Origin of the sequence: Cohnella zeiphila, from assembly GCF_014212055.1 — a bacterium.
GTDB lineage: Bacteria > Bacillota > Bacilli > Paenibacillales > Paenibacillaceae > Cohnella > Cohnella zeiphila.
Window position 1 is genome coordinate 1 of sequence record NZ_JACJVO010000062.1, and the last position, 26,938, is coordinate 26,938.

A 26,938-nucleotide genomic window follows, 5' to 3' on the forward strand; every position below is an offset into this window, starting at 1 on the left:
GGGAAAGCCCTTAAGAAAACCGAGCTTAACAAAGTTGGATCGACGCGAGCCGAGCCCCGCGACAGTCGAACGCCGCCGAGTCGGCAACAGAAAGAAGCATCTCCAATAACGGAGGTGCCTTTTTTGTTGTTTAGGAAAATTATGCGATTAAATTTCCTGTGGATAACCGGGGGCTCCCCCAAAAGTAATCGGATTTAACTTCAGGTCATCTCTTCACTTTTGAGGGATTTGTTCATTTAGCAGGCAGCCGAGACTCGTTGCGATGCTTTCGAGCGTTGACCCGCTGAAGAATGTAACCGACCTCGCTAGCCCGGCCGGACTCTAGGTTTGGCAGCTTCTCATAGAAAATCCCCGCGCAGTTTTGCCGCCCGCTTATGAACAACTCCTATTCTTGAACGGACAGCATTCCCATAACGTCTTAAACCTATTAACATTATGATGTAATAATCTTTACAGGGCGAAAAGGGGATGGGCGGTTGAAGACGTGGCTTGGGCGGTCGCTCCAAAGAAAGCTGGCGTTTATGCTGATTGTCTCCATGATGGGGCCGGTCGTGCTGCTCGGGTATTTTTCCTACCATACCGCTTCCACGGTCTCGGAAGAGAAAGCCAAAATAACCGGGATGAACATTCTGCATCAGCTCGATACCCAGTTCCAGCTCATGATCAAAGATGCGGAAAATATGTCCGTTTTCCTGATCGGCGACAACGACGTGCAACGATATTTGAGCGCGCCGCAACGCAACGTCGTGCTGCGGACCTCGATTATCGTGTTTCTGACCAACCTCGTTTTTTCCAAGGATTACATCGCCAACATCCGTATCCTTCCGAACGACGACAAGGAAGCGATTTCGTACGTTCAGCCTCCGGGGAACGCCCGACTCCCAAGCGCAGCGGATGATTCCGCCGACGCGGCCGCGGACCGGGAGAACAAAAGATGGATATTGGAACGGCAAACGACCGGCAGCGATTCCCGGGCGCACGCGGTTACGCTGATCCGTCCGATTCGCAGCACCAACCATTACACGACGATCGGGACGCTGGAGATCAGCTTGAATCAGGAGGTGCTGACGGCGAATCTGCGGCAGTCCGGAATGGAAGGAGACGGCTACGTACTGCTGCTGGACGAGCAAGGACGGATCATCGCCGGGGGGGACGGCTCGGACTTGGGGGAGCCGATCGGGCGGCGGTTTCCGGGCCTGGACTTGGCAGGCGCGTCCGGCGGATTCCGGAATTACGGCACCGGCAGCGGCAAGATGACGTTGATGACGTATCGAATGCCGGGCGTCGGCTGGACGCTGCTGGGAGTGATCCCGTTCAAGCAGTACAGCAGCGAAAATCAGCATTTGCTGAGGCTGACCGCCGTTGCGGTTATTTTTGAAGCCGTCATCTTGGCCGGCATGATTCTGTTCCTTATCGCCAGAATTACGCGGCCGCTGCACCGGCTGGCGCTTTTTTTGAAAAACGGGAATCCGGAGGAGGAGCTGCCGGCGCTTCCGGTGCAAACGGTCGACGAGGTGGGGCAGCTGATGATGAGCTATAACCGGCTGAGCGGAAGGATCCGTCGGCTCACCGAACGGGTCAAGCAGGACGAGGCGCGCAAAAAAGAAGCGGATTTGCAGGCGCTGCAGGCGCAGATTCATCCGCATTTTCTGTATAACACCCTCTCTTCGGTCCATTGGACGGCTCTGGCGAACCATCAGGAGGGCATCGCGCGGATGGTGGGGGCGCTCAGCGAGTTTCTGCGGTTCAGCCTGAACGACGGCGAGGAATTCTGCACCGTCCGCCAGGAGGCGGCGCACGCGCGAAGCTATGTGCAGATTCAAGCCGAGCGGTATCCGGGCGAGCTGGAGGTTCGATTCGAGATCGATCCCGATTGCGAGTCCGGGGTGATGCTGAAGCTGCTGCTCCAGCCGCTGATCGAGAACGCGATCCGGCACGGCGTGCTGCCGAAAGGAGGAAGAGGAGCGATCGAGGTCGTCTTGACCCGTGACGGGGACCAATTGCAGGCGATCGTGCAGGACAACGGTGCGGGAATGAGCGAGACGGCGCTGGAGCGGCTGAAGGGCTTGCTGGAGCGCGAAGCGCCGGAGCGAAGCGAACAACCGGCTGCGGCAGCCGGCAGAAGGGGCGGCGGGTACGGCTTGCGCAACGTCAACAGCCGCCTGAAGCTGCACTATCCCGGAAATCCGGGATTGCGGACCGAAAGCCGCGAAGGGCTCGGGACCCGAATATCGTTTGCGATTCCTTTGAAGGAGGGGACGGAAGATGAGGCTGCTGATCGTTGACGACGACGCCCGCATTCGCGATGGTCTGGCGAAGGCGATCGAATGGAAAAAACACGGGCTGACGCTTCTTCCCCCGGCCGCTTCGGCCGAGGAAGCGCTCGCCCGGTTCGCGGAGGAGCGTCCGGACATCGTGCTGACCGATATCGAGATGACCGGCATGACCGGGCTCGAGATGGCTTCCCGAATCAAGCGCGGCTATCCGCGGACGGAGATCGTCGTGCTGTCCGGGTACGATCAGTTCGCCTATATGCAGCGCGCGATTCGCGAAGGCGTGAGCGATTATATTCTAAAAACGAGCGGACCGGATGAGATCGTCCGCGTCGCGCTGAACGCCAGGCGTCGGCTGCTTGGCAAGGAAGGGCCGGGAGCGAGCTCTGCGGGGCCGGAGCAGCTCCTGCGCAGCGGCGCGCTGGAAGACCTGCTGTTCCATGGCCTCTCGCCGGAACGTATCGCGAAGGAAGAGCTGGAGAAGCTGTTTCCGGAAGAGGATTCGCTTCCCGGAAGCGGCGGCAGGCGGCTTCAGGTCGTGATCGTCTCCTTGAGGCAGCCCGGCGTGCGGATGTCGGCCGGCTTCTCGCATTTTACGATCCGCAGCCGGTTGAGGGAACGCTTCGCGGCCGTGACGCTCCGTTACGGCAAGCGCACGCTGGCCGTGCTCAACGGGCGCGGCGAAGAAGCGGCGCGCGCGCTGCGGGAGACGCTCGCGGAGCTGGAAGCGCAGTTGGGCTGCCGCCTGTTCGTAGCGGCCGGCTGCGCGGTGGATCGGCCGGAGGCGCTGGCCGATTCGTTGCGGGAGGCGGAGGCGGCTTCGCGCTACGAGTGGCTGATGGCGGAGTCCGGGTTTGCGGCGTATGAAGAGGTGCGCGAACGGAGGGGCATCGATCCGGCATGCTCCAAGGAGGAGGAACTGGCGCTCGTTCAAGTGCTGAAAAGCGGGAACGCCGCGGAGCTGCGGGAAATGGCGAACCGGTTGTGCGAACGGATCCGGAGCGATCCGGAGGCGACGCCGGAATCGCTGCACGCCTACGTGCAGGCGCTTTTAACCGCAGGGTATCGTTGGCTGGAGAATACGGCAAGCCGGACCGGGAGGCAGGCCCCTCGCGGCAGAATGAGGCTTCCCGCGCCGGAGGAGCTGCTTGCGGGTCCCGAACGGACGCTGACGGAGCGGCTCGAAGCGATCATGAACGAATACCTGGAGCTCGGATCGGAAGAGCATCCGTACATTGCCGAGGCGGTCGCCTATGTGAAGGAGAACCTCGGCCGGAACGTGACCCTTCAGCAGGTCGCTTCGCATATTCACACCAACCCTAATTACTTGAGCGACTTGTTCCGGCGGGAGACCGGCTCCACGTACCTTGAATTCGTCACGAAGGAACGGATGGAGAAGGCGAAGGCCATGCTCGCCGGCACGGGCGCCAAAATCAAGGAGATCGCCCGCAGCGTCGGCTACGAGGATATCAAATACTTCACCGGGCTGTTCAAGCGGCACACCGGACTGACTCCATCCGAATACCGCAGCCATTATTGAATCTTCTCCTTTTCTGAATATTCTCTCCCCCGGCACTGAACTCTCTCTCCTTATCGGCGCCGCACAGTTTTTTATAATAAAAGAGGAAAGCCAACATGGGGAGGTTAGGAAACATGACAAGGATGTACAAAGGCATGATCGCGTTGCCCGTTCTGGCGGCCGTTCTGGCCGGCTGCGGCGATTCGGGCTCGACTTCGAATTCGAGCCAGGGGGCGGCATCCGGCTCCGCCAGTCAAGGAAACGGGGAGAAAATCAAGCTGTCCGTCTGGCACAACTATTCGGGCGACGACTTGCGCGCCAAGACGGTGCGCGGTCTGATCGAACAATTCCGGAAGGAGCACCCCGAAGTCGAGCTGGACTCGCAGCCGATTCCGACGGACGCTTACCGGCAGCGGATCCAGACGGTTGCGGCGGCCCGCGAGCTGCCGGACGTGTTCATGTCTTATTCGGGAAGCTTCACCGACGAATTCCAGAAGGCGGGCCTGATTCAGCCGATCTCGGAGCTGCTCGAAGGCAACAAGGAGTGGGCGGACGGCTTCCTGCCTGGCGCTATGGACATCTTCACGTACGACGGCGAAGTCTATTCGGTGCCGGTGGCGATGTCGGCGACTTCCTTCCTTTTCTACAACAAGGAGCTGTTCGAAAAGAACGGTCTGAGCGTTCCGAAGACGTGGGACGAGCTGCTTGCGGACGTTAAGGCGTTCAAGGAGAAGGGCATTACGCCGATCGCGCTGGGGAACCAGGCGCCGTGGGTGGCCCAATCGACGATGTTCGGCGTCATGGCGGACCGGCTGACCGGCACCGACTGGTTCATGAACGCGATTCACGGCCAAGGAGCCTCCTTCACCGACCCGATCTTCGTTAAGGCGCTGGGCTACTTCAAGCAGCTGTCGGACGCCGGGGCGTTCCAGGAAGGCGCGAACAGCCTGGACAATACGCAGGCGGAGCAGACCTTCATTCAAGGCAACGCCGCCATGATCATGAACGGCTCCTGGTCGATCAGCGACTGGGCGGCTTCGGCGACGCAAGATCAGATGGACAAGGTCGGCGTCGCCGTATTCCCGACGCTGCCGGACGGCAAGGGCAAGGCGAACACGATTACGGGCGGTCCCGGCGGAGGCTTCGTGCTGAACGCGGAGGCGGAAGGGCGCAAGCGCGAGCTGGCGATGGAGCTGATCTACAAGCTGAGCAGCGCGGACGCGCAGAAGGCGGTGGCGGAGAGCAATTCGATGGTGATGTACAATGTCGACATCGATTCCTCCAAAGTCACGCCGCTGTTCAACGAAGCGTTCAACCTCGTCAAGACGCTGTCGTTCAGCCCGGTTTACGATCTGTACATGTCGGCCGCCGGCGGCGAAGCCGTCAACAACGGCCTGCAGGACCTGATGCTCGGAGGCAAACCGGAAACCGTCGCGGCCCAGATTCAGGCGGCGCAGGCGGGGACGGGCAACTAAGCGTCGGCTGCAAGGAACATCCGCTCCCCGCCGGAGCGGATGTTCCTTAAGATTTACGCCGTCCGTATTCGAACGAAAGGAGCCGTCTATGACAAATGCCGGCCGTTTGAAACTGTTTATGATCTCGTGCTTGGCCCCGGGACTTCTGGTGTACGGGTTGTTTGCTATCGTTCCGATCGTCTGGTCGGCCTATTACGGCTTTTTCGACTGGAGCGGCATCGGGGAACCCAAGTACGCGGGCTGGGACAACTACGCGTCCGTCGTTCGCGAACCGCTGTTCTGGCGCGCTTTGAAAAACAACATCATCGTCGTCGGCGCCTCCATTCTCGGACAGCTTCCGATCGCGCTGGCGCTGGCGCTGCTGCTGAATCGCAACACGTGGTTCAGCCGGACGGTGCGGTCGGCGGTATTCATGCCGATGGTCATGTCGACCGTCGTCGTCGCGCTGATCTGGAAATACATTTATCATCCGCAGATCGGCGTGCTCAATTACGCGCTGAAGCTGGTCGGCCTGGAATCGTGGACGATGCCGTGGCTATCCGATCCGAGCGTCAACATGTACGCCCTCTCGGTTCCGATCATCTGGGCCAATGTCGGGCCGTACCTGATCATTTTCGTCTCCGCGATTCAGAACTTGCCGTCGGAAGTCGACGAGGCGGCGAAGCTGGACGGAGCCGTCGGAGGCCGCAAGCTCTTCTCCGTGACGCTGCCGATGATGTGGGACACGATCAAAGTGACCGTCATCATGTGCATCGCCGGCAGCTTGAAGGCGTTCGACCTTGTGTTCGTCATGACGCACGGCGGCCCGGCCCATACGACCGAGCTGTTGGCTACCTATATGTACAACAGCACGTTCGCCGTTTACCGCTACGGATACGGTTCGGCCATCTCCACCCTGATCGTGCTCGTCAGCGCCGCGCTGATCCTGTTCAGCCAACTGCTCATGAATCGCAGAAGCTCGTCTTAGGAGGCGAAAGGAATGAAGCGAATGTCCGTCGGGGCGCACATCCGCAGCCTGCTGCTGGCCGTATACGCCCTGTTGACCTTATATCCGCTGTATTGGCTGTTCGTCAGCGCGTTCAAGTCGAACCAGGAATTTTTTCGGCATCCTTATGCGCTGCCGCGCGAGCCGGTGCTGGCGAATCTGACCCGCGCCTGGGAACTCGGGGGCATGGGCCGGGCGATGGCGAATTCGGCCATCGTCGCGGCGCTCGCGCTCGCATTGACGCTGCTGTTGGCGTCGCTGCCGGCGTTCGTGCTGTCCCGGTACCGCTTTCGTCTAAGGGGGCCGATCATGGCCTTTTTGCTGCTGGGCATGCTGATTCCGATCCACAGCACGCTGGTGCCTCTGTTCATCATGCTCAACCGCATCGGCATGCTCGATTCGTATGCGGCGCTTATTTTTCCGTATACCGCCTTCGAGCTGTCTCTCGCGATATTTCTGATCGCCGCCTACATGTCTTCGATTCCGAAGGAGATCGAGGAAGCCGCGTTGATCGACGGCATGGGGTACTGGGGCGTACTGCTGCGGCTGATGCTTCCGTTGTCGGCGCCGGCGCTGGCGACCGTCGCGATTCTGGCTTTCCTCCGCTACTGGAACGAATTCTCGTTCGCGCTCGTGTTTATCAACTCGAAGTCGCTCAAGACGCTGCCGCTCAGCCTGACCTTGTTCTCCGACGGCTTCGGTACCGATTACGGCCTGACGATGGCGGCGATGGCCATTGCGGTCCTCCCGACGATCGTCATCTATTTGTTTTTTCAGGAGCAGATCATGAAGGGCATGGTGGCCGGCGCGGTCAAAGGATAAAGCGGGTCGGGCCGCGCGCTTAAACATTATAACGTTATGTTTACTTTAGCGTGTCATTCTGTTATGCTTAGTCCGACGGTTCTCAAAGAAAAAAAGGAAACGGGCCGACCGCAAAAAGGGATGAGGTAATGAGCAAGCGATTCGTACTGCGCAATGTGAAACGGACCGACGAGCGGGCGATCGATATCGCCATCGAAGAAGGAATCGTCGCGGAAGTGGCCGAAGCCGGCACGATCGCCACGGTCCATGGAGACGAAGGGTTCGACGGAAAGGGAATGTACGTGTCCGGCGGCTGGATCGACCTGCACGCCCACGCTTTTCCCGAGCTTACGCCGTACGGCGACGAGCTTGACGAGATCGGAGTTCGCCAGGGCGTGACGACCGTCGTCGATGCCGGCAGCTGCGGCGCGGACCGGATTGCCGAATTGAGGGCGAGCGGCCGAACGGCGGCGACAAGGCTGCTCGCGTTTCTCAACGTTTCGCGGATCGGACTGCAGCGGGTCGACGAGCTGTCGCGGCTCGAATGGATCGATCCGGAACGGGCGGCTGCGGCTGCGGCGGCGAATCCGGATTTTATCGTCGGCCTCAAGGCGAGAATGAGCCGCAGCGTCGTGAAGGACAGCGGACTCGAGCCGCTGCGGCTGGCGCGGAGGCTGGCGGACCGCTTGTCGCTCCCGCTTATGGTGCATATCGGATCGGCGCCGCCGGATGTCCGGGACATTCTCGGCCTGCTGGAGTCGGGGGACATCGTCACTCACTGCCTTCACGGCAAGCCGAACAATCTGTTCGGCGAGAACGGCGAGCCGCTGCCGGAGCTGCTGGCCGCGCTCGAACGGGGAGTTCGGCTGGACGTCGGGCACGGAACCGCCAGCTTCTCTTTCAAGACCGCGGAGCTCGCCAAGAAGGCGGGCATCCGGCCGGACACGATCAGCACCGATATCTACCGAGGCAACCGGACGGGCGGTCCGGTGTACGGCATGTCCCGTGTGCTGTCCAAGTTTTTGCTGCTCGGCTGGGAGCTTGCTGAGATCGTGGACGCGGTGACGGTCCGGCCGGCCGAATGGCTGGGCCGACCGGAGCTGGGCCGCATCCGGGTCGGGGAAGCGGCCCATTTGACGCTTTTCGCCGTGACGCCGGGACGGTACGAGTTGACGGATTCCGAGGGCGAGACGCGGGTGGCGGATCGGATCATCGAAGCGAAAGGGGTTTTTGCGAATGGGCAGTTCGCTGCTTGCTAAATACGGGTTGAAGAGAGTCGTCAACGCCAGCGGCCGGATGAGCATTCTGGGAGTATCCGCCCCGACCGACACGGTGATGGCGGCGATGAAGGAAGGAGGTCAGCGTTACGTAGAGATCGCGGATCTGGTCGACAAGGCCGGCGACCATATCGCCGGCGCGCTCGGCGCGGAGGCGGCCGTCGTGGTCAATTCCGCCTCCAGCGGCATCGCGCTGTCGGTCGCCGGCATCGTCACTCGCGGGGATCGAAGGCGGAGCGAGCGGCTTCATCGCGATCCGATCGAGCGCAATGAGATCGTCATGCTCAAAGGGCACAACGTGCAATACGGGGCGCCGGTCGAGACGATGATCTATCTGGGCGGCGGCGAACTCGTCGAAGCCGGCTACGCCAACGAAGGACGCAAGGAGCATATCGAGGAAGCGATCGGCGAGCGGACGGCGGCCATTCTGTACGTGAAGTCGCATCATTGCGTGCAGAAGAATATGATTTCCGTCGAAGATGCTTGGGAAGTCGCTCAGCGGCGCTGCGTACCCCTGATCGTCGATGCGGCGGCCGAGGAGGATTTGCAGAAGTACGTGCGGGTGTCGGATCTGGCGATTTACAGCGGGTCGAAAGCGATCGAAGGCCCGACGTCGGGCATCGTCGCCGGCAAGCGCCCGTATATCGAGTGGGTCAAGACACAGCTCCACGGCATCGGACGGAGCATGAAGGTCGGCAAGGAAGCGACGTTCGGCCTGCTGCAGGCGCTGGACGAGTATGCGGACAAGCCAAGCACCCACGAACGGGAAAAGCAGGCGCTGCAGGAGCTGCTGCCGCTCGCCGAGCTGCCCGGCATCGAGGTGTCGATCGTCCGGGACGAAGCCGGGCGGGAGATCAGCCGCGGCCGCATCCGGTTCGACGCCGCGCGGGCGGGGGTATCGGCCCGGGAGGCGGCGGATCGGCTGCGCGAGGGCGACATTGCGATTTATACGCGCGACTACGGAGTCATGATGGGCTACTTCGACATCGATCCCCGCTCGCTGCAGGGGGACGACATGCAGGTGATCGCCGCGGCCATTCGCGCGATCGCGACGGGAGGAAACGGACATGTCGAACATGGATAAAAGGCTGTACCGCGGCCGTGCGGCTCTCAACGTGCTTGCCGGAAGCGTCGATAACGCCCGCGCCGTCTTCGAGGCGGCGCAGGGGCACGTGCTGGTCGGCGTGCTGTCCAAAAACTATCCGGACGCCGAAACCGCCGCCGAGGCGATGAGGAAGTATGGCGAAGCGATCGACGGCGCCGTATCCATCGGCCTGGGCTCGGGGGATAATCGGCAGGCGGCCGTCGTCGCGGAGATCGTCAAGACCAACCCCGGCGCGCACATCAACCAGGTATTTCCGGCGGTAGGAGCAACCCGGGCGAACCTGCAAGGGAGAGACGGCTGGATCAACAGCCTCGTCTCTCCGATCGGCACCCCGGGACTCGTCAATCTGTCGACGGGACCGGCCAGCGCGGCGTGTCCGGAGAAGGCGATCGTGCCGGTCAGGGCGGCGATCAGCCTCGTTCGCGACATGGGCGGCAACGCGCTGAAATTTTTCCCCATGCAGGGGTTGAAGCTGGAGGACGAGTATCGCGCCGTCGCCATGGCGTGCGCCGAAGAGGGCTTCGCGCTGGAACCGACCGGCGGCATCGATCCGGACAACTTCGAGGCGATCGTGAGGATCGCGCTGGAAGCCGGCGTTCCGCAGGTGATCCCGCATGTCTATTCCTCGATCGTCGATCCGGCGACCGGCGACACGATCACGGCGGAAGTGCGGAGGCTGCACGGGATGCTCGCGGCCCTGGTGGACCGCTATGCCTAAGCGAATCGCGGCTTTCGGGGAAGTCATGATGCGCCTTCAGGTACCGGGCTTCGAGACGCTGGCCCAATCGGACACGCTTCGCTATACGTTTTCGGGAACGGGGGTCAACCTTGCGGCGGCTTTGTCCCGGTTCGGCCATGACGGTTATCTGGTTACGACGCTGCCGGAACATTCGCTCGGAGAGGCGGCGATCGCATATTTGCGCAAGCTGGGCATCCGGACGGACCGTATTCGCCGCGGCGGCAAGCATATCGGCATGTATTTTCTGGAGAACGGGTTCGGTCCCAGGCCCAGCCGCGTCACCTACAGCGACCGGCTCGGGAGCAGCTTCAACACGGCCGGAGAGAATACATACGATTACCGGTCGGCGGTATCGGACATGGATTTCGTTCATCTGTGCGGCATCGCGCTTGCCATGAACGATACCGTCCGCGGCCATGTGAAGGCATTGGCGCAGGAAGCGAAGCGAGCGGGCGCTGCCGTCGTATTCGACTGCAATTACCGTCCGTCGCTGTGGGGAGCGGATGGGCACGCCGCGGCCAGACGCCATTACGAAGACATGCTGACGCTTTGCGATGTGGCGATGATGAACGAGAAAGACGCCCGTCTTACGCTCGGAATGGCGACCGCCGAGGCCGATCCGGACGCGCAGCTGCAGGAGTTGATCCCGAAGGCGGCGAATCAGTACGGCATCCGGGTCATCGCGGGCACGCGCCGATCCGTTGGGAGCGACGGCACGCACACCTTGCGGGGATACGTATACAAGGACGGCCGGTTCGCCTTTTCGAAGGCGTTAACGTTCCCCGTATACGATCGCATCGGCGCCGGGGATGCGTTCGCCGCCGGGGTGATTCACGGCGAAGCCGAAGGATTCTCCGCCGAGCGGACGGTCGCCTTCGCCGCGGCTTCGGCGATGCTCGCCCATACGACGGCCGGCGATTCGCCGATCGCGACGGTGCCGGAAGTGTTCCGGGCTTTGGATGATCAGGGCATGGATGTGGAAAGGTAGGAGAAGGAGTTGCCGATCACGCGCAAGCAAGGACCTCTGTACCTGCAGATCAAGAAAATCATCAAGGACCGGATTCTGCATGGCGAATATCCGCTCGGCTCGCTCATTCCGTCCGAACCGCAGCTGGAAGAGGAGTTTCAAGTCAGCAAGATGACGGTTCGCAATGCGATCGGAGAGTTGGCCCAAGAGGGATACGTGGACAAACGGAGCGGAGTGGGGACGACCGTCGTTCGCAACACCTCCTTTTCCAAACTTTCCAAGGGCAAACGATTCACCGAAATTCTGGTCGAGGAAGGCCGTCAAATCCGCAAGCGGCCGCTCGGCTCCGGACTGGTGACCCCCGAACCGGATACGGAACTGCGCCGACTGTTCGGCGAGAGCTGCTACAGGGTCGAACGCCTGTATTTGCTCGACGAGCGGCCTTATATCCACTTCGTTCACTACTTGCCCCCGATGGTGGCGAATACGGCGGCGGAAGAGCCGGAGATCCGATCGCTGTACGATTTTCTGGAGGAGAACCAGGTCTATCTGGAAAACTTCCGCGACCGCTTCTCGGTCGGCATCGTCTCTGCCGACATCGCGATGTGGCTGGAAGTTCCGGAAGGGAGCCCGCTGCTGCGGCGAATACGGCAATCCTACGACACGGAAGGCCGCGTCATGGAATACAGCGTCGGCCATTACCATACGGAATTGCACGATTACGTCGTCAAATTCGACGTGTAGACCGGGATCGAAACGAAGATCAGCCGATCAGCATGACCTTGCCGCGACGGCGGGAGGCCTCTTCGGCGGCAAGAACGGCGTTTCGCACGTCGGCGAGGCCGAAGAAGGCGGACGGCTCCCGAAGCGCGAGCCGTCCGCTTCCGGCAAGCGAGAGGAGGCGGGCGAACGCCGCGTGCCAGACTTCCGACGTCGCCCGCTCGTTCCAGTGCCGAAGGTGGAACAGCTTCGGGACGGCGCCCGTGTCCCGGACGATCCGGGCCGTATCGATCGGCAGACCGGACAGCAGCCCGAGGGACAACAGAGCGCCTCCGGGCCGGACACAGGCCGCGAGCTGCAGAGCGCCCGGGCCTCCGATGCAGTCGACGGCGGCCGCGGCTCCCCGTCCGTTCGTCATCTCGGCGACCGCGCGCGGCCATGAGGGGTCCGAATCCTGTTCGACCCGCTCGGCGCCAAGGCGCAAAAGCTCTTCGCGATGCTCCTCGCCGCGCGCCAAGGCGAGCAGGCGAAAGCCGAGGATGCCGGCGAGCTGGGCGTACAGCGTCCCGAGCGACGAGCCGGCGGCGTTCAGGACGAGCACGTCGTCCGTCCGCATCGGGCCGAGCGTCTCGGTGCAGGTCAGCCAGGCGGTGAGCGGATTGACGTACAGCTGCGCGGCGGCCCAATCGTCCACGCCGTCCGGTACGGGGACGGCCAACCGGGCGGGGATGCGGGCATACTGCTGCCAGGTCCCTTCTCCCCGCAAAGGGAGCACCCGCTTGCCGAGCCAGGCCGGAGAGACGGCTTCGCCGACGTCCTCCACGATGCCGACCCCCTCGTACCCGGGAACACCGGGCAGCGAAATCCGGTGCGCGTAAGCGCCGCGAACGGGGATAAGGTCCGACGGATTGACCGGACGGGCCGTCACCCGGACGAGAAGCTCGCCATCGCTGGGCCGGTCTACCTTTTTATCGGTCACTTGGAGAACGACGCATGGATCTCCGAACGAATCGTAACGGACGCATTTCGCGATCATCGACGCCTTTCCTCCCATTCCAACGGATAAAGACATTATAAGGCAAAGAGCGGCCCGGTTTTTCAGAAATTTTTCAGATCGGGCTGTTATGCTGGAGGAAAAGGTCGAACGATTCGGGTGGACGGACCTTGCGGGTTCCGTTCGGGGAGGTTTCTTCAATGGTGGACACGGTGGGACTGCAGGTTCCGGGGGAAGAGGACGCCTCGTTTATGTACGAGGTGTACGCCGAGACAAAAAGGCCGGAGCTGGAGGCGCTCGGCTGGCCCGAGCAGCAGATCGAGACGTTTATCCGGATGCAATACGAGGTGCGGGAGCGTGCGAATTCCGAGCGTTATCCGATGTCCGACACGCTGCTGATTCGGGTGGAGGACCGGTACGCGGGCAAAATCACGACGGCGCTGACGAGCGACGAGATCGTGCTCGCGGATATCGCGCTGCTGCCTTCTTATCGGAACCGCGGCATCGGAACGGCATTGGTCCGCAGCCTGCAATCGGCGGCGAGCGACTTGGACAAGCCGCTGCGGCTGCAGATGGTGCAGGGGGATCCTTCGGAGACGTTCTACCGGCGGCTCGGTTTTACGGTCAAGCGCAATCAGTTCCCTTATTGCTCGTTGGAATGGCGGCAGTCGAAACAAGCGATGTCGGCCATCGGATAAAAAGAAGCTCCGCCCGGCAGGAAAGCCGGACGGAGCTTCTTTCGCATTTTACGCTGCGAACCGGAAATTCTCCTCTTATTCGATGGGGGACGGTTCGGGTAGGCCCAGTGGAAGGGAAAAACTCCTCTCATTCGGCTGCTTGGAAAAGATATGGGAAAAAGCTGGCTTAATATACGGAGGTTTTCCCTTATCATCGCTCAAAATGCCGCTATCGCTCCCGATAAAGGGAGAATTTCCGGTTCAATGCGCGCCGAGCAGCTTGTGTGCGGAGAAAGAAGAAGGGCGCTCGGATGTTGAGCTGCGCATTCACAGTCGGGCGTCGCGGCGCTCCAGCACCTGCTCGACTTTATCGATATGAGCGGCCATGCGATCCGAGGCGAGCTGCGGGTCGCCGGCGGCGATCGCTTCGTAGATCGAGCGGTGCTCGGCGAGCAGCCGCTCGGCATCGGCGCGCTCCGCGTAAAACCACAGAGCGCGCGTATCGCGCATGCTCTCGTGCAGCTGCTGCGACAGGGAGCTCATCCAGTCGCCGAGCACCGGATTGCTGGCGGCCGCCGCGATTTGCTCGTGGAAGCGGACGTCCGCCTGCTCGCTTGCGCTCTCATCGTCCAGGCAGCGCTCCATGACGGACAGCGACTCGGCGAGCCGGGCCAGGTCTTCATCAGTCCGGCGCTTGGCCGCCAGCGCCGCGCAGCCGGTCTCGAGAATGCGGCGCACGTCCAGAATGTGGCGCAGCGTCTGCGCCCGCGCGACCCACGAAGCGGGTTCGGCCGCTCCGGGGTGGGCCGTCGACGCCGCCGATACTCCCGCCAGCGGAGCGGCGCTGACGAACGTGCCGCCGCCCTGCCGGATCGTCAGCATGCCCATCGCTTTGAGCGCGCTGAGCGCTTCGCGGACGGTCGAGCGGCCGACGCCGAACTGGGCCGACAGCTCGACGACCGACGCGAGCTTCTCCCCGGGAGAGAGAACGCCGTCTTCGATCCGCTTGCGGAGATCGCTCAGTACCCATTCGGAACTTTTCATCGGTCTGCTGTCCGCCATGCTCAAAGTCGGTTCCTCCTGTCGCGTTCATTTTCCGAAACGGTATTTCCAGTCCTTCTATCTTAGTGTATACTGATCTTCAGGAAAAGTCATCAGATGACCTGATTACTTATTAGGCCGAAGGGGAGAAAAACGATGGAAGCGGAAAGAGCGGACGGAGCGGGATTGCCTTCCGATTACGGCTCGTTGACGGAGCCGGTCAAGCGCGAGCTGCGGGCCGTGGTCGGGGACAACCACTTCAAGGACGACATGCAGACGAGGGTGACGCATTCCTACGACGGCACGCCGATGCTGCAAGCGCTGCCGGACGGCGTCGTTTATCCAGGCTCTACGGAGGAAGTGGCCGGCGTCATGCGCATTCTAAGCCGGCATCGCATTCCGCTGGTCAGCCGGGGTTCGGGGACGAACCTGTGCGGAGGCACGGTGCCCGTGCAGGGGGGCATCGTCATGGTCATGCACCGGATGAACAAGATCGTTGAAGTCGATCTGGAAAATTTGACGGCGACCGTACAGCCCGGCCTCAATACGAAGCAATTTATCGCGCACGTGGAGAGCCTCGGCCTGTTCTATCCGCCGGACCCGAGCAGCATGGCGGTGTCGACGATCGGCGGCAACATCGCGGAATGCTCGGGGGGCCTGCGCGGACTCAAATACGGCACGACCAAGGACTACGTGCTGGGCCTGACCGCCGTGCTGGCGAGCGGGGAAGTGATCCGCACCGGCGGCAAGCTGATGAAGGACGTGGCCGGCTACGACCTGACGAAGCTGCTCGTCGGCTCGGAAGGGACGCTCGCGGTCATAACGGAAGCGACGCTGAAGCTCATTCCGCCGCCGAAGTTCAAGAAGACGCTGCTGGCCATGTACAAGGACATCTATGGAGCGGCGCGCACCGTCTCGAAGATCATCGAGCACCGGATCATTCCGGCGACGCTCGAATTTCTCGACAATCCGACGATCCGCGTCGTGGACGATTTCGCCAAGCTGGGGCTGCCGCTCGACATGGAGGCGATTCTGCTGATCGAGCAGGACGGCGACCCGGAGACTGTCGAGCGCGATATCGCGGTCATCGAACGGGTGTGCCGCGGCGAGAACGCGGAGCGCGTCGAGGTCGCGGCGAGCGAGGAGGAGGCACTGAAGCTGCTGACGGCGCGGCGCAGCGCGTTCACGGCGCTGGCGCGGCTCCGGCCGACAACGATTCTCGAGGACGCGACCGTGCCGCGCTCGAAGATCGCCGACATGGTGCTGGCGATCAACCGGATCGCGGAGAAGCATCGCGTCAACATTTGCACGTTCGGCCATGCGGGCGACGGGAACCTGCATCCGACAGCGACGACCGATGCGCGCGATCCGGAGGAGGTTCACCGGGTGGAGGCCGCGTTCGAGGAAATTTTCGAAGCGGCGATCGCGCTCGGAGGCACGATTACGGGAGAGCACGGCGTCGGCATGGTGAAGGCGCCTTTCCTCGAATGGAAGGTCGGGCCGGCGGGCATCGAGATGATGAGGGGAATCAAGCGGGCGTTCGATCCTCAGGGACTCCTGAATCCGGGGAAAATGTTCGCGAAATCGGCGCGCAGAAGGGTGGTTATCGATCGTGGCTAACGGAACCGGAACATTGGAGACGCCGTTCGAGAGACGGAACCCGCTCGCGCGGAAGCTTAAAATCCGCCTCGACGAGGACCAGCTGACGAACTGCATGCGCTGCGGCTTCTGCCTGCCCGCCTGCCCGACGTTCCGCGAGACCGGCATCGAGGCGGAATCGCCCCGCGGCCGGATCGCCCTGATGAAGGCGGTGGCCGACGGGCTGATGCCGCCGGACGAAGCGTTCGAGCAGCAGATGAACCATTGCCTCGGCTGCCGGGCCTGCGAGCCGGCTTGCCCGGCGGACGTGAAGTACGGGCAGCTGATCGAGCAGGCGCGAGACGCGATCGAGGACCATACGGACACCCATCGGTGGTGGATCAAGCCGATTCGCCGGACGGTGTTCAAGTCGCTGTTCCCCCATCCGAAGCGGATGCGGCTGCTTGGCGGCGCCTTGAAGCTGTACCAGCGCTCGGGCCTGCAGACGGCGGCGCGCAAGACGGGCGTCATGAAGCTGTTCCCCGAGCATCTGCGCGACATGGAACGCATTCTCCCGGACTCTTCGGGCCAAGGCGTCATTCGGCGCATCGGCGACCGGCATCCGGCCAAGGGACAGCCGATCGCCAAGGTCGGATTGTTCCGCGGCTGCCTCATGGACGTCCTGTTCACGGATACGAACGTGCACACGGTCGACCTGCTGACGGAAGCCGGCTTCGAGGTGTTCATTCCCGATTCCCAGACGTGCTGCGGCGCGCTGCACGCCCATAGCGGCGAGGCGGAAGGCGCGCGGAAGCTGGCACGCAGCAACGTCCGCGCTTTTCGCGAGGCGGGCGTCGATTACATCGTCTCGAACGCGGGCGGCTGCGGGGCGATACTGAAGGAGTACGACCATCTGCTGCACGAGGACGGCGAATGGCGCGAGGACGCGGCCTGGTTCGCGGGACGGGTGTTCGACATCAGCGACTTGCTCGTGAAGTTCGGACGCGTGCCGGCATTCGACCGGAAGGCGGATGGGGAACCGGTCCGCATCACTTATCAGGATTCGTGCCACCTTCGCAACGTCATGCGTTCCTCGGATGCGCCTCGCAGGCTGATGCGGCAGGTGCCCGGCGCGGAATTCGTGGAGATGGCGGAAGCCGACCGCTGCTGCGGCTCGGCGGGCATCTACAACTTGACGCAGCCGGAGATGGCCGGCCAAATTTTGGAGCATAAGATGGAGCATGCGAACGCGACGGGAGCGCGGGTGCTGCTGACGAGCAACCCGGGCTGCCTCCTGCAGATGAAGCTGGGCGTACAACGGCATGGAGACCCGGGGAAAATGCAGGTGGCGCACGTGGTCGATTTTCTGCATGAACGGATGGGCGGACGTTAAAAGAAGGAAAGCAGCCTTTTTGGCCGGGGGACGGTCCAAGAGGCTGCTTTTTTTATAAACAAATATTTTTGTTTTGTTTAGTTCCGTTTAGTTGATGAAATCCTAGGAAAAGACCTAGTTTATCCGTATTTTTGTATTGACGATTGAAAAAAGGCAGTGTTAGGATGGTGAAGTAAAGTGGAATTTTAGATAAAACAACTAAACTGTTTAGTCGCGCGATAACATTGAACTCGGAGCGCAAACAATCGGGAGGGTTACGGCATGACGCTGCGAATTACGGATTTGAAAACGGAATATATGCGCAACCCGCTCGGCCTGGACGAACGGAAGCCGCGCTTGTTCTGGCGCCTGGAATCGGAGAAAAGAGGGGCGGCCCAATCGGCTTACCGCGTCCTGGTCGCTTCCGCGCCGGAAGCGCTGGACCGGGAAGAAGGGGATTGCTGGGACAGCGGCAAGGTGACGGGAGGCCGGTCGACGCACATCGTGTACGAAGGCAAGCCGCTGAAGTCGGAAGGGCGCTACTATTGGAAAGTTCGCGTCTGGGACCGGGACGGGAACGAATCCGACTGGAGCGAGACCGCCTTCTGGACGGTGGGGCTGCTGTCCCGCGAAGAGAGGCGGGGAGCGTGGATCGGCCGCAAGACGGAGCCGAACGTCATGATGCAGCCGTCGCCTTACGTACGCAAGGAATTTCGCCTGCGCGCCAAGCCGAAGCGGGCGACCGTTTATGCGACGGCGCTCGGCCTGTACGAACTGCACGTCAACGGCAGCCGGATCGGGGATTGGTTCGCGCCGGGCTTCACCGATTACGACAAACGCGTGCAGACGCAAACGTATGACGTGACCGGCCTGCTGGCGGAGGGCGCCAACGCGGTCGGCGCCATACTCGGCGACGGCTGGTATTCGGGAACGGTCGGTTTTCTCGGCGATCACGTGTATGGAGAACGGCCTTTTTTCCTCATGCAGCTGCATCTTGAATACGAAGACGGAAGCCGCGAGCAGGTGCTGACGGACGGCGGGTGGCGGACGGCGAAAGGGCCGATCGTCTACTCCGATCTCATCAAGGGCGAGACGTACGACGCGCGGCTGGAGCTGGACGGCTGGGACCGTCCGGGCTTCGACGATTCGGGCTGGGAGAGACCGGACGTCCGCGCGGGCTATAACGGGCTGCTGACGGCCGCGATCGAACCGCCGATCCGGATTACGCAGACGATCGAGCCGATCTCGGTGCGGCGTACGGAGCGGGGCACTTACATTTACGACATGGGGCAGAACATGGTCGGCTGGACGGAAGTGAAAGCCCGCGGCGCAAGAGGGGCGAAGGTTACGCTGAGCCACGCCGAGATGCTGAATCCCGACGGCTCGCTGTACCTCGACAATCTGCGGCTGGCCGTTCAGCAGGATCATTACATTTTGCGGGGCGAGGGCGAGGAGCGGTACGAGCCGCACTTTACGTTCCACGGCTTCCGCTATGTCGAGCTGATCGGTTATCCCGGCGAAGCGGATCTGACGACGATCGTCGGCAAAGTCGTGCATTCCGACACTCCGCGCACGGGAAGCCTGACGACCTCGGACGAGCAGGTGAACCGGCTGTATTCCAATATCACCTGGGGTCAGCGCGGCAACTTTCTCTCCGTGCCGACGGACTGCCCGCAGCGGGACGAACGGCTGGGCTGGACGGGGGACGCGCAGATTTTCGCCCGGACGGCTTCGTACAATATGGACGTGTCGCGGTTTTTCGCCAAGTTCGTGCAGGATATGATCGATTGCCAGCAGCCGACGGGCGCGTTCACCGACGTGGCGCCGGACGCGGGCTGGATTCGCCACAAGATGTGGAACACGAGGCTCAACTGGTTCGCGCCGGACAATGCCGGCTGGGGAGACGCGGGAGTCGTCATTCCGTGGACGCTGTACCTGATGTACGGGGATACCCGGATTCTGGAAAAGAACTACGACGCGATGGCGCGCTGGGTTGAATATTTGCGCGTCAACAGCACCGGTCTCGTGAGACCGGACTATGCCAATTACGGCGATTGGCTGTCCATCGACGCGGATACGCCGAACGAGGTGCTGGCGACGGCTTACTTTGCCTACAGCACCAAGCTGATGGGCCGGATCGCAGGCGTGCTTGGGCGCACCGCCGACGAAGCGCGGTACGGGGAGCTGTTCGAGGCGATCGCGGCCGCGTTCCGCGGCGCGTTCGTGGACGGGGAAGGCCGGATTCGCGGCGAGACGCAGACGGTGTACGTGCTGGCGCTTCAATTCGGCTTGCTTACGGATGAACTCAAGGAGCGGGCGATCGACCGGCTGACGGCGGATATCCGCGCCAAGGGCAACCGGCTGTCGACCGGATTCCTCGGCGTCGGTTACTTGCTGCCCGCGCTGACGGACAGCGGCCGGCTGGACGTCGCATACGAGCTGCTGACGCAGGAAGAGTTCCCATCCTGGCTGTACTCGATCAAGCACGGGGCGACGACGATCTGGGAGCGCTGGGACGGCTGGACCGAGCACAACGGCTTCCAGACGCCGTCGATGAACTCGTTCAACCATTACTCGCTCGGCTCGGTCGGGGAGTGGATGTTCCGCTATATGGGAGGCATCGAGGCCGATCCGGCGCGCCCGGGCTTCCGGCACGCGATCGTCCGGCCGCGTCCCGGCGGCCGCTTGACCTCGGCCCGGGCGCGATACGACTCGCTGCAGGGCGAGATCGCCGTCGAATGGGAGCTTCGGCCGGAAGGCCGGTTATGGCTGGCGGTCCAGGTGCCGGCGGGCGCGACGGCCGACGTGTACGTGCCGGGCGAGAGCATTCGCGTCGACGGAGCAGCGGCGGCCGAAGGGGCCTCGGGCGACGGCTGGACGCTGCACGGGCGGCGGGACAACGCTTACGTCCTCTCCGTCGGCTCGGGCCGGTACGTGTTCGAGAGCGAGCTGGCGTAACGGCCGCAGGCAGACCGGAGGGGAGAGCAGGCCGGTGGCCACTCGGGCCGAGTAACGCGAAAAATCCGCGTTAGCGGTCCCGCCGACGGCCATACCGACCGAGTAACGCGGAAAATCCGCGTTAGCAGACCCGGCAGTGGCCATACGGACCGAATAACGCGGAAAATCCGCGTTAGCGGTCCCGATGACGGCCAAACGGCCCGAGTAACGCGGAAAATCCGCGTTAGCGGACCTGGCAGTGGCCATACGGCCCTAGTAAAGCGGAAAATCCGCGTTAGCGGGCCAGCCGGTCCCTATGTCCGTTTCTCGCAGATTGGCTGCAGGCCGGCTCCCGGCGGTTTTTCAAGCCGCGGGGCCGGCCTGCCTGCCTAAATAAGGAACATGACGCCGAGGCTGCCGTTGACTACAATGAAATTGCCCGTGAACCGAACCGATCGGCTGCAAAAACCGCGAAGTCATCGCCGTTCGCGCGGCAAGAGGCGTCAATCGGACGAATTGAATGCGCTTGCAGAAAGTACCGACATTATGGGAGGCTGGCGCGCATGAACAAGTCGCTTGTCCGCCGGGCGGCAGGACGGATTCGCGGTTTTTTCGCCCAGATCCGCACCGTGCTGTTCCTCAGCTATTTCGTCATCATCCTCCTATGCATCACGATCGTCGGCGCCGTCTCGTTCTTCATCTCCTACCGTTCCATGTCCGAACGGGTCGAGTCGGCCGGCTCCCAGATCGTTCAGCAGATCCAGAACAATATGGACAACGACTTCCACAGCAAGCGCAACATGCTGCTGGCGCCTTATTACGAGGCGGAATATACGGACGGCATCAGCGCGTACCCGGAAATGACCGACCAGCAGAAGTTTCTGTTCCGCCAGAAGCTGGTCAACCTGTTCCTCAAGAGCTTCAACATTACGCCGATCCAGGACTTCATCCGGTTCCAGATTTATTTCAGCGACGGCTCGATGCTCGGCGCCTCCGACGATTACAAGCCGTGGAGCGCCTCCCAGGTGCGGAGCGCCGATTGGTACTTGCGCACGGTCGCCAAGGACGGCATCGTGCTGTTCAGCGGGCCGAACGACGGGGACGGGCACACCGATACGAAGGATACCGCCTATTCGTCGTCGATGCTCATCCGCATGTTCGCCAGCCCGGAGCGATTCATCGTCGTACGGGTCGAATACGGCGACGACCTGTTCCGCGACATCGGGAAAAAAGACAATTTGTCGGCGAACAGCCGCATCGTTATTTTGGACGACCGCAACAAGCTCGTCTACGCCTCCGGGGATCGCGAGGCCTACAGCGCGAATGCCGACATGCTCGCCCGCCTCGGCGGCGACAGCGGCAAGTTCTGGTTCCGCAGCGGCGGGGACGACGAGCTGGTCTCCTACGTCCGTTCTTCTTATTCCGGCTGGAAGACGGTGCTGATCATGCCGCGAAGCGACATCTTCGGCCCGCTGAACCGGATCAAGACGACCGTCGTCTGGACGGCGCTGATCGTCTTTATCGTCACTTTCCTCATCTCTGTCTTGTTCGGCCGCTCCATCACCCGTCCCATTCTGAACTTGTACAAGACGGTGAACCGGGTGAAGCGCGGCGACTTCTCGGAGCGCGTCGAGGTGACCCGCAACGACGAGATCGGCCGGATCGCAATGAACTTCAATGCCATGCAGGACGAATTGCAGACGCTGATCGAGACGAAGTACGTGAACCAGATCAAGCTGCAGGAAGTCGAGCTCGCGATGCTGTATTCGCAGATCAATCCCCATTTTCTGTACAACACGCTGGACAGCATTCGCGCCATGGCCGACTACTACCGGGTGTCCGACATCGGCGATATGGCCCAGGCGCTGGCCGACATGTTCCGCTACAACACCCGCAACAAGGACGAAGTGGTGACGCTGCAGGAGGAAGCGGTGCAGATCGACGCCTATATGAAGATCCAGGGAATCCGCTTCGAGGACAAGATCGCGTACGAGCTGGACATCGAAGAGGAACTGTACAACTTCCCGGTTCTGAAAATGACGCTGCAGCCGCTTGTCGAGAACGCGGTGTTTCACGGCATCGAGCGCAAGCGGGGCAAAGGAACGATCCGCATCGTCGCCCGCCGCGTCCCGGACGGTCGCGTTGAACTGGCGGTGGAGGACGACGGCGTCGGTCTGTCCGAACGCCGGCTGGAGGAAGTCCGCGCGAAGCTTCGCGCGCCGCTGCTGCAGGAATCGTTCCCGTCCGACGTGTCCGAGGGAGGCATCGGCTTCCGCAACGTGTACGCCCGCTACGCGATCCGCTACGGGGATCGGATGGAGATGAGTATCGACAGCCGCAAAGGCTTCGGAACGCGCGCGTCGCTGCTTCTGCCCGACGAGAGAGCGCTTCCGGATGGAGGTAAGAATCTTCTACATTCGGGGTCGGGATCGTGAATAGGGCAACTGCAAGCGCTTCCGTATACTGGACTTGTAAGCGATTACTGCGGGAGGGTTGAAAAGAATGAAGAAGACAAGCAAAATTTCGCTGGCGGCCGCGCTGGGCCTGGCGGCGACGAGTCTGGCGGCATGCGGCGGCGGTAACGGAAACGACGGAGCGAACGCGGGGGCTTCGTCAAGCGCGGCGCCGCCGGCAAGCGCTTCCGCGAGCGCCTCGGCAAGCACCAAGGCGAAGGATCCGGTAACGTTGACGTTTCTGATCTCCAACACGGAGGATACGGCTCCGTTCACGAAGATCTTCGACGCTTACGAGAAGCAGACGGGCAACAAGGTCGAGCTGCAGTCGCTGCCGGGCGGCGATTACGACAATCTGCTCATGACGCGCTTTTCCACCGGCGATCTTCCCGATTTGTTCCTGATGCAGCCGGGCACGAAGCAGTACGTCAAGCTGCGCGCGGACGAGACGCTGCATGAATGGTCCGGCGAGTCGGGCGTATGGGACAACGTGATCGACACGATTAAGCAAGCGCAGGTGCAGGACGGCAAAATTTACGGCGTTCCTTACGGCTCCACCGGTATGTACGGCGTTTTCTACAACAAAGACGTGTTCGCGAAGGTCGGCGTGCAGCCGCCCAAGAACTATCAGGATCTGCTCGACATTGCGGAAAAGATCAAGGCGGCGGGCATCACACCGTTCTATGAAGGCGTCAAGGACGGCTGGCCGGCGCAGGTGTTCTACCTTTCCGGCTGGGTGACCGAAGTCGATCCGGCGATCGGCCCGGACGGCGCGGAGAAGCTGAACGCCAACCAGCTGAAGCTGGCCGACATCCCGCAGGTGAAGGACTTGTTCGTCAAACAGAAGGAATTGAAGGATAAGGGCCTGCTGCAGAAAAGCGTGCTCGCCGGCACCTACGACGAGCTGCAGAACGAGATGGGCGAAGGCAAGGTCGCCATGGCGTTCATGCTGGACGGCATCCTCTCGCAGATGGAGAAGAAGTTCGGCAAGGACTTCGTGCAGAACAGCCTCGGCTACTTCCCGTTCCCGTCCGATACGGACGCCGGAACCGCGATGATTACGCCGCCGAACCAACTGATGGTGCCGGAGAAGGCGAAGCACCGGGATGCGGCGATCGATCTGGTCAAGTTCATGCTGCAGCCGGACAACGTCAACTCGTTCTATGCCGAGCATCCGGGCATTCCGATCTTCAAAGGCGCGACCAGCACGCTTTATCCGGCGCAGGAAGACGTCAAGAAGTTTATCGACGAAGGCAAGTCGCAGATCAACATCCAGAACCGCCTGACGGCTTCGTTCGTGGATTTCGCCAAGACGCTGCAGAACTTCTTCATCGACGGCGACGTCGACAAAGCGCTGAACGAATTCAGCACCAACTACCAGAAGGACGGAAAGGCCAAGCTGCTTCCCGGATTTTAAGGATCGGGTGAAATCAGGCGCGAGGAGCGGAATCGTTGTTTCGGACGGGATAAGGCCCTCCCGAAGAACGATCCGCTCGCGAAGCGCCCTCTTTTCACCGGATTCGGCCGGTCGGCCGCCGGGGCTGCAAGGAAGGAGGGAATCGGATGGAAAGTCGCAAATATCCGCTTTATTTCTCGTTTCCCGCGCTGCTGGTCTTTCTGCTGTTCTTCATCGCTCCGACGTTCGTCGGCGTCTATTACAGCTTTACGGACTGGAACATTCACGCGCAAACGGTGCATTTTATCGGCCTGGACAATTACAGGGCACTTTTCCAAGAGCCCCGCTTGAAAACGGCCTTGGTCAATACGCTCGTGTTCGCCGCGGCGGTCACGGTGCTGCAGAACGTCATCGGCATCGCGCTCGCGCTCGTCCTGAACGAGAAGCTGAAGCTCCGCAACGTGCTGCGGCTCATTTTCTTCATGCCGTACGTCATCGCGCCGGTCGTCATCGGCTACGTGTTCCGGGCGATCTACCACCCCGACCACGGCATCGTCAACCGCGCGCTGCGCGAATTCGGCCTCGGAGCGCTCGCCCAGGACTGGCTGAACGATCCGAAATGGGCGCTGTTCTCGATCATCATGACCGATCTGTGGCGGGTGTCGGGCTTCGCGATGGTCGTCTATCTGGCGGGGCTGCAATTCATCCCGAAGGACCTGCTGGAGAGCGCGTCGATCGACGGCGCGAGCTACTGGAGCAGGTTCCGGCACATCGTGTTCCCGCTGCTCGCTCCGTCGTTCACGGTGAACGTGCTTCTGTCGCTGATCGGCTCGATGAAAGTGTTCGAAATGGTCATGGTGCTCACCGAAGGGGGGCCGGGCTACACGACGGAAGTATTCTACACGTACATCCGCAGCACGTTCAGCATGGGGCAGATGGGGTACTCGACGGCGATTAACCTGGTGCTGTTCGTCCTGGTGACGGCGATCGGGGTGCCGGTTCTGATGGCGATGAAGAAACGGGAGGTGGACATGTGATGAATCGGCGAAGCCGGGCGCGTCTTCTGGCGCTGGAGCTGGTCGCAATCGTCTGCGCGCTGTTCATTCTCGTCCCGTTCTTCATGATTCTCGTGAACTCCTTCAAGGGGATTCGGGAATCGGCGCTGTTCGGATTGACGCTGCCGACCGGCAAATGGCAATTCAGCAACTACAAGGACGTTTATGAGCAGGCCAACATTCTGCGCGGGTTCAAAAACAGTTTTCTGATCTCCGGACTGGTCGTCGTCTGCGTCAACCTGTGCGCTTCCATGGCGGCCTTCGTCATTCAGCGCCGCAACGACCGGTTCATGAAGGCGATGTTCTACGCCTTTATCGTCGGACTGATCGTGCCCGTGTCGATCATTCCGACGATCAAGCTGATGAGCTTGCTGCACCTTCAGGGGACGTACGCCAGCATCATTCTGTACTACACGGCGGTGCTGCTGCCGTTCTCGGTGTTCCTGCTCGTCGGCTTCATGAGAGCCATTCCGCGCGAGCTCGACGAAGCGGCGCTGCTGGAAGGCTGCGGCTATTTCCGGCTGTATTGGCGAATCGTGCTGCCGCTGCTCATGACGGTGCTCGTCACGGTGACGATCGTGGTCGTCGTCTCGGTGTGGAACGACTTTTTCGGGCCGTTCTATCTGGTGACGGACAGCCGGAAATGGACGATCGTGCTGCAGATCTTCAACTTCGTCACGATGTACAGCACGAACTGGGGCATCGTGTTCGCCTTCATGGTCATCGTCGTATCGCCGGTGCTGATCGTGTACCTGCTGCTGCAGCGCTATATCATCGACGGCCTGACGGCCGGCTCGGTGAAAGGGTAAGGCGTCGGGGCGGCGACGGGCGCTTGCGGAACAGGGGCACTGAAGCCGCCGGAGCGAGCTGCCGAAGGTGCACGGTTGGAGTTTGGAGCGGCAATGGCGGGTATAGAGCATGAGCCGAGCGGGCTGTAAGTACACGAAGTGAACTTAGAGCGGCTTAGACGGGAGCTGAGCGGGCTGTAAGTGCACGGAGTGAAGTTGCAGCGGCGTTAGCGGGAGCTGGGCGGGCTGCAAGGGCATGAAGTGAACTTAGAGCGGCGTAGGCGGGAGCCGAGCGGGCTGTAAGTGCACGGAGTGAAGTTGCAGCGGCGTAAGAGGGAGCTGAGCGGGCTGCAAGTGCACGGAGTGAAGTTGGAGCGGCGTTTGCAGGAGCTGAGCGGGCTGTAAGGGCATGAAGTGAACTTAGAGCGGCGTAGGCGGGAGCCGAGCGGGCTGTAAGTGCACGGAGTGAAGTTGCAGCGGCGTAAGAGGGAGCTGAGCGGGCTGCAAGTGCACGGAGTGAAGTTGGAGCGGCGTTTGCAGGAGCTGAGCGGGCTGTAAGTGCACGGAGTGAAGTTGGGGCGGCGTTAGCGGGAGCTGGGTGGATTGTCAACACAAAACTGGACAACGATTATGAGGGCAACCGTCTGACTTCAGCGGGCGTTCGATAACCCAACGTCCCATGAATCCGATGCTCATTAAACCAGTGGACATAATCACGGAGCTCCACCGACAACTGCTTCAGGCTTTGGAACTGTCGTTGGCTCACAAACTCCGTTTTGAAAATCT

Annotated in this window: 21 protein-coding genes; 18 read left to right on the plus strand and 3 right to left on the minus strand. The window is 61.6% G+C overall.

Annotated features, from left to right (window positions below):
• Positions 1–476: 476 nt before the first annotated feature.
• The 10 genes from H7C18_RS34030 to H7C18_RS34075 all read left to right on the plus strand — a co-directional run bounded on the left by H7C18_RS34030 (position 477) and on the right by H7C18_RS34075 (position 11,885).
• Positions 477–2,285 (plus strand): cache domain-containing sensor histidine kinase, encoded by a 1,809-nt coding sequence (locus tag H7C18_RS34030; RefSeq protein ID WP_185133587.1) that lies wholly within the window; start codon positions 477–479, stop codon positions 2,283–2,285.
• Complete coding sequence (locus H7C18_RS34035) at positions 2,266–3,813, plus strand: helix-turn-helix domain-containing protein (protein ID WP_185133588.1); 1,548 nt, start codon at positions 2,266–2,268, stop codon at positions 3,811–3,813. The genes H7C18_RS34030 and H7C18_RS34035 overlap by 20 nt, the downstream gene beginning before the upstream one ends.
• 113 nt (positions 3,814–3,926) lie before the next feature.
• Positions 3,927–5,267 (plus strand): extracellular solute-binding protein, encoded by a 1,341-nt coding sequence (locus tag H7C18_RS34040; RefSeq protein ID WP_238358145.1) that lies wholly within the window; start codon positions 3,927–3,929, stop codon positions 5,265–5,267.
• A gap of 88 nt (positions 5,268–5,355) precedes the next feature.
• A complete protein-coding gene (locus H7C18_RS34045) occupies positions 5,356–6,234 on the plus strand; it encodes a carbohydrate ABC transporter permease (protein ID WP_185133590.1) in 879 nt (292 codons plus the stop codon).
• Positions 6,235–6,246: 12 nt separating this feature from the next.
• Positions 6,247–7,074: a carbohydrate ABC transporter permease gene (locus tag H7C18_RS34050; protein ID WP_185133591.1), complete on the plus strand. Its 828-nt coding sequence runs from the start codon at positions 6,247–6,249 to the stop codon at positions 7,072–7,074.
• Between the two features lie 128 nt (positions 7,075–7,202).
• Positions 7,203–8,312: an amidohydrolase/deacetylase family metallohydrolase gene (locus H7C18_RS34055; protein WP_185133592.1), complete on the plus strand. Its 1,110-nt coding sequence runs from the start codon at positions 7,203–7,205 to the stop codon at positions 8,310–8,312.
• Positions 8,290–9,414 carry a DgaE family pyridoxal phosphate-dependent ammonia lyase gene (locus H7C18_RS34060; RefSeq protein ID WP_185133593.1) on the plus strand — a complete coding sequence of 375 codons (1,125 nt, stop codon included), beginning with the start codon at positions 8,290–8,292 and terminating at the stop codon, positions 9,412–9,414. The genes H7C18_RS34055 and H7C18_RS34060 overlap by 23 nt, the downstream gene beginning before the upstream one ends.
• On the plus strand, positions 9,398–10,153 hold the full coding sequence (gene dagF / locus H7C18_RS34065; RefSeq protein WP_185133594.1) for a 2-dehydro-3-deoxy-phosphogluconate aldolase: 756 nt from the start codon (positions 9,398–9,400) through the stop codon (positions 10,151–10,153). Before H7C18_RS34060 ends, dagF begins: the two co-directional genes overlap by 17 nt.
• Entirely contained in the window at positions 10,146–11,162 is a 1,017-nt protein-coding gene (locus H7C18_RS34070; protein WP_185133595.1) for a sugar kinase, read from the plus strand. Before dagF ends, H7C18_RS34070 begins: the two co-directional genes overlap by 8 nt.
• Positions 11,163–11,171: 9 nt before the next feature.
• Complete coding sequence (locus H7C18_RS34075; protein WP_185133596.1) at positions 11,172–11,885, plus strand: GntR family transcriptional regulator; 714 nt, start codon at positions 11,172–11,174, stop codon at positions 11,883–11,885.
• Between the two features lie 19 nt (positions 11,886–11,904).
• Here the strand turns inward: H7C18_RS34075 and H7C18_RS34080 are convergent, their stop codons facing one another.
• On the minus strand, positions 11,905–12,897 hold the full coding sequence (locus H7C18_RS34080) for a zinc-dependent alcohol dehydrogenase family protein (RefSeq protein ID WP_185133597.1): 993 nt from the start codon (positions 12,895–12,897) through the stop codon (positions 11,905–11,907).
• Positions 12,898–13,055: 158 nt separating this feature from the next.
• Here H7C18_RS34080 and H7C18_RS34085 point away from each other — a divergent pair, with 158 nt between their 5' ends.
• A complete protein-coding gene (locus H7C18_RS34085) occupies positions 13,056–13,553 on the plus strand; it encodes a GNAT family N-acetyltransferase (protein ID WP_185133598.1) in 498 nt (165 codons plus the stop codon).
• 306 nt (positions 13,554–13,859) lie between these two features.
• Here H7C18_RS34085 and H7C18_RS34090 read toward each other — a convergent pair whose 3' ends face one another.
• A complete protein-coding gene (locus H7C18_RS34090; protein WP_185133599.1) occupies positions 13,860–14,594 on the minus strand; it encodes a FadR/GntR family transcriptional regulator in 735 nt (244 codons plus the stop codon).
• 135 nt (positions 14,595–14,729) lie between these two features.
• On the opposite strand from H7C18_RS34090, the gene H7C18_RS34095 reads away from it, so the two are divergent.
• The 7 genes from H7C18_RS34095 (at position 14,730) to H7C18_RS34125 (ending at position 26,173) form a co-directional block, all read left to right on the plus strand.
• Positions 14,730–16,193 carry an FAD-linked oxidase C-terminal domain-containing protein gene (locus tag H7C18_RS34095; RefSeq protein WP_185133600.1) on the plus strand — a complete coding sequence of 488 codons (1,464 nt, stop codon included), beginning with the start codon at positions 14,730–14,732 and terminating at the stop codon, positions 16,191–16,193.
• Complete coding sequence (locus H7C18_RS34100; protein ID WP_337914082.1) at positions 16,186–17,544, plus strand: (Fe-S)-binding protein; 1,359 nt, start codon at positions 16,186–16,188, stop codon at positions 17,542–17,544. The genes H7C18_RS34095 and H7C18_RS34100 overlap by 8 nt, the downstream gene beginning before the upstream one ends.
• 261 nt (positions 17,545–17,805) lie before the next feature.
• A complete protein-coding gene (locus H7C18_RS34105; protein WP_185133601.1) occupies positions 17,806–20,481 on the plus strand; it encodes an alpha-L-rhamnosidase in 2,676 nt (891 codons plus the stop codon).
• Positions 20,482–21,023: 542 nt separating this feature from the next.
• Entirely contained in the window at positions 21,024–22,895 is a 1,872-nt protein-coding gene (locus H7C18_RS34110; protein WP_185133602.1) for a cache domain-containing sensor histidine kinase, read from the plus strand.
• Positions 22,896–22,962: 67 nt separating this feature from the next.
• Positions 22,963–24,330 carry an ABC transporter substrate-binding protein gene (locus H7C18_RS34115; protein WP_185133603.1) on the plus strand — a complete coding sequence of 456 codons (1,368 nt, stop codon included), beginning with the start codon at positions 22,963–22,965 and terminating at the stop codon, positions 24,328–24,330.
• A gap of 146 nt (positions 24,331–24,476) precedes the next feature.
• Entirely contained in the window at positions 24,477–25,346 is an 870-nt protein-coding gene (locus H7C18_RS34120; RefSeq protein WP_185133604.1) for a carbohydrate ABC transporter permease, read from the plus strand.
• Entirely contained in the window at positions 25,346–26,173 is an 828-nt protein-coding gene (locus H7C18_RS34125) for a carbohydrate ABC transporter permease (protein ID WP_185133605.1), read from the plus strand. Before H7C18_RS34120 ends, H7C18_RS34125 begins: the two co-directional genes overlap by 1 nt.
• A 607-nt stretch (positions 26,174–26,780) precedes the next feature.
• Here H7C18_RS34125 and H7C18_RS34130 read toward each other — a convergent pair.
• On the minus strand, positions 26,781–26,936 hold the full coding sequence (locus H7C18_RS34130; RefSeq protein ID WP_420481905.1) for an IS3 family transposase: 156 nt from the start codon (positions 26,934–26,936) through the stop codon (positions 26,781–26,783).
• Positions 26,937–26,938: the final 2 nt, after the last annotated feature.

Coding starts and splice junctions, on each gene's coding strand:
- H7C18_RS34035 (WP_185133588.1), top strand. CDS start 2,266: ATGAGGCTGCTGATCGTTGACGACGACGCCCGCATTCGCGATGGTCTG.
- H7C18_RS34040 (WP_238358145.1), top strand. CDS start 3,927: ATGACAAGGATGTACAAAGGCATGATCGCGTTGCCCGTTCTGGCGGCC.
- H7C18_RS34045 (WP_185133590.1), top strand. CDS start 5,356: ATGACAAATGCCGGCCGTTTGAAACTGTTTATGATCTCGTGCTTGGCC.
- H7C18_RS34050 (WP_185133591.1), top strand. CDS start 6,247: ATGAAGCGAATGTCCGTCGGGGCGCACATCCGCAGCCTGCTGCTGGCC.
- H7C18_RS34055 (WP_185133592.1), top strand. CDS start 7,203: ATGAGCAAGCGATTCGTACTGCGCAATGTGAAACGGACCGACGAGCGG.
- H7C18_RS34060 (WP_185133593.1), top strand. CDS start 8,290: ATGGGCAGTTCGCTGCTTGCTAAATACGGGTTGAAGAGAGTCGTCAAC.
- dagF (WP_185133594.1), top strand. CDS start 9,398: ATGTCGAACATGGATAAAAGGCTGTACCGCGGCCGTGCGGCTCTCAAC.
- H7C18_RS34070 (WP_185133595.1), top strand. CDS start 10,146: ATGCCTAAGCGAATCGCGGCTTTCGGGGAAGTCATGATGCGCCTTCAG.
- H7C18_RS34080 (WP_185133597.1), bottom strand. CDS start 12,897: ATGATCGCGAAATGCGTCCGTTACGATTCGTTCGGAGATCCATGCGTC.
- H7C18_RS34085 (WP_185133598.1), top strand. CDS start 13,056: ATGGTGGACACGGTGGGACTGCAGGTTCCGGGGGAAGAGGACGCCTCG.
- H7C18_RS34090 (WP_185133599.1), bottom strand. CDS start 14,594: ATGGCGGACAGCAGACCGATGAAAAGTTCCGAATGGGTACTGAGCGAT.
- H7C18_RS34095 (WP_185133600.1), top strand. CDS start 14,730: ATGGAAGCGGAAAGAGCGGACGGAGCGGGATTGCCTTCCGATTACGGC.
- H7C18_RS34105 (WP_185133601.1), top strand. CDS start 17,806: ATGACGCTGCGAATTACGGATTTGAAAACGGAATATATGCGCAACCCG.
- H7C18_RS34110 (WP_185133602.1), top strand. CDS start 21,024: ATGAACAAGTCGCTTGTCCGCCGGGCGGCAGGACGGATTCGCGGTTTT.
- H7C18_RS34115 (WP_185133603.1), top strand. CDS start 22,963: ATGAAGAAGACAAGCAAAATTTCGCTGGCGGCCGCGCTGGGCCTGGCG.
- H7C18_RS34120 (WP_185133604.1), top strand. CDS start 24,477: ATGGAAAGTCGCAAATATCCGCTTTATTTCTCGTTTCCCGCGCTGCTG.
- H7C18_RS34125 (WP_185133605.1), top strand. CDS start 25,346: ATGAATCGGCGAAGCCGGGCGCGTCTTCTGGCGCTGGAGCTGGTCGCA.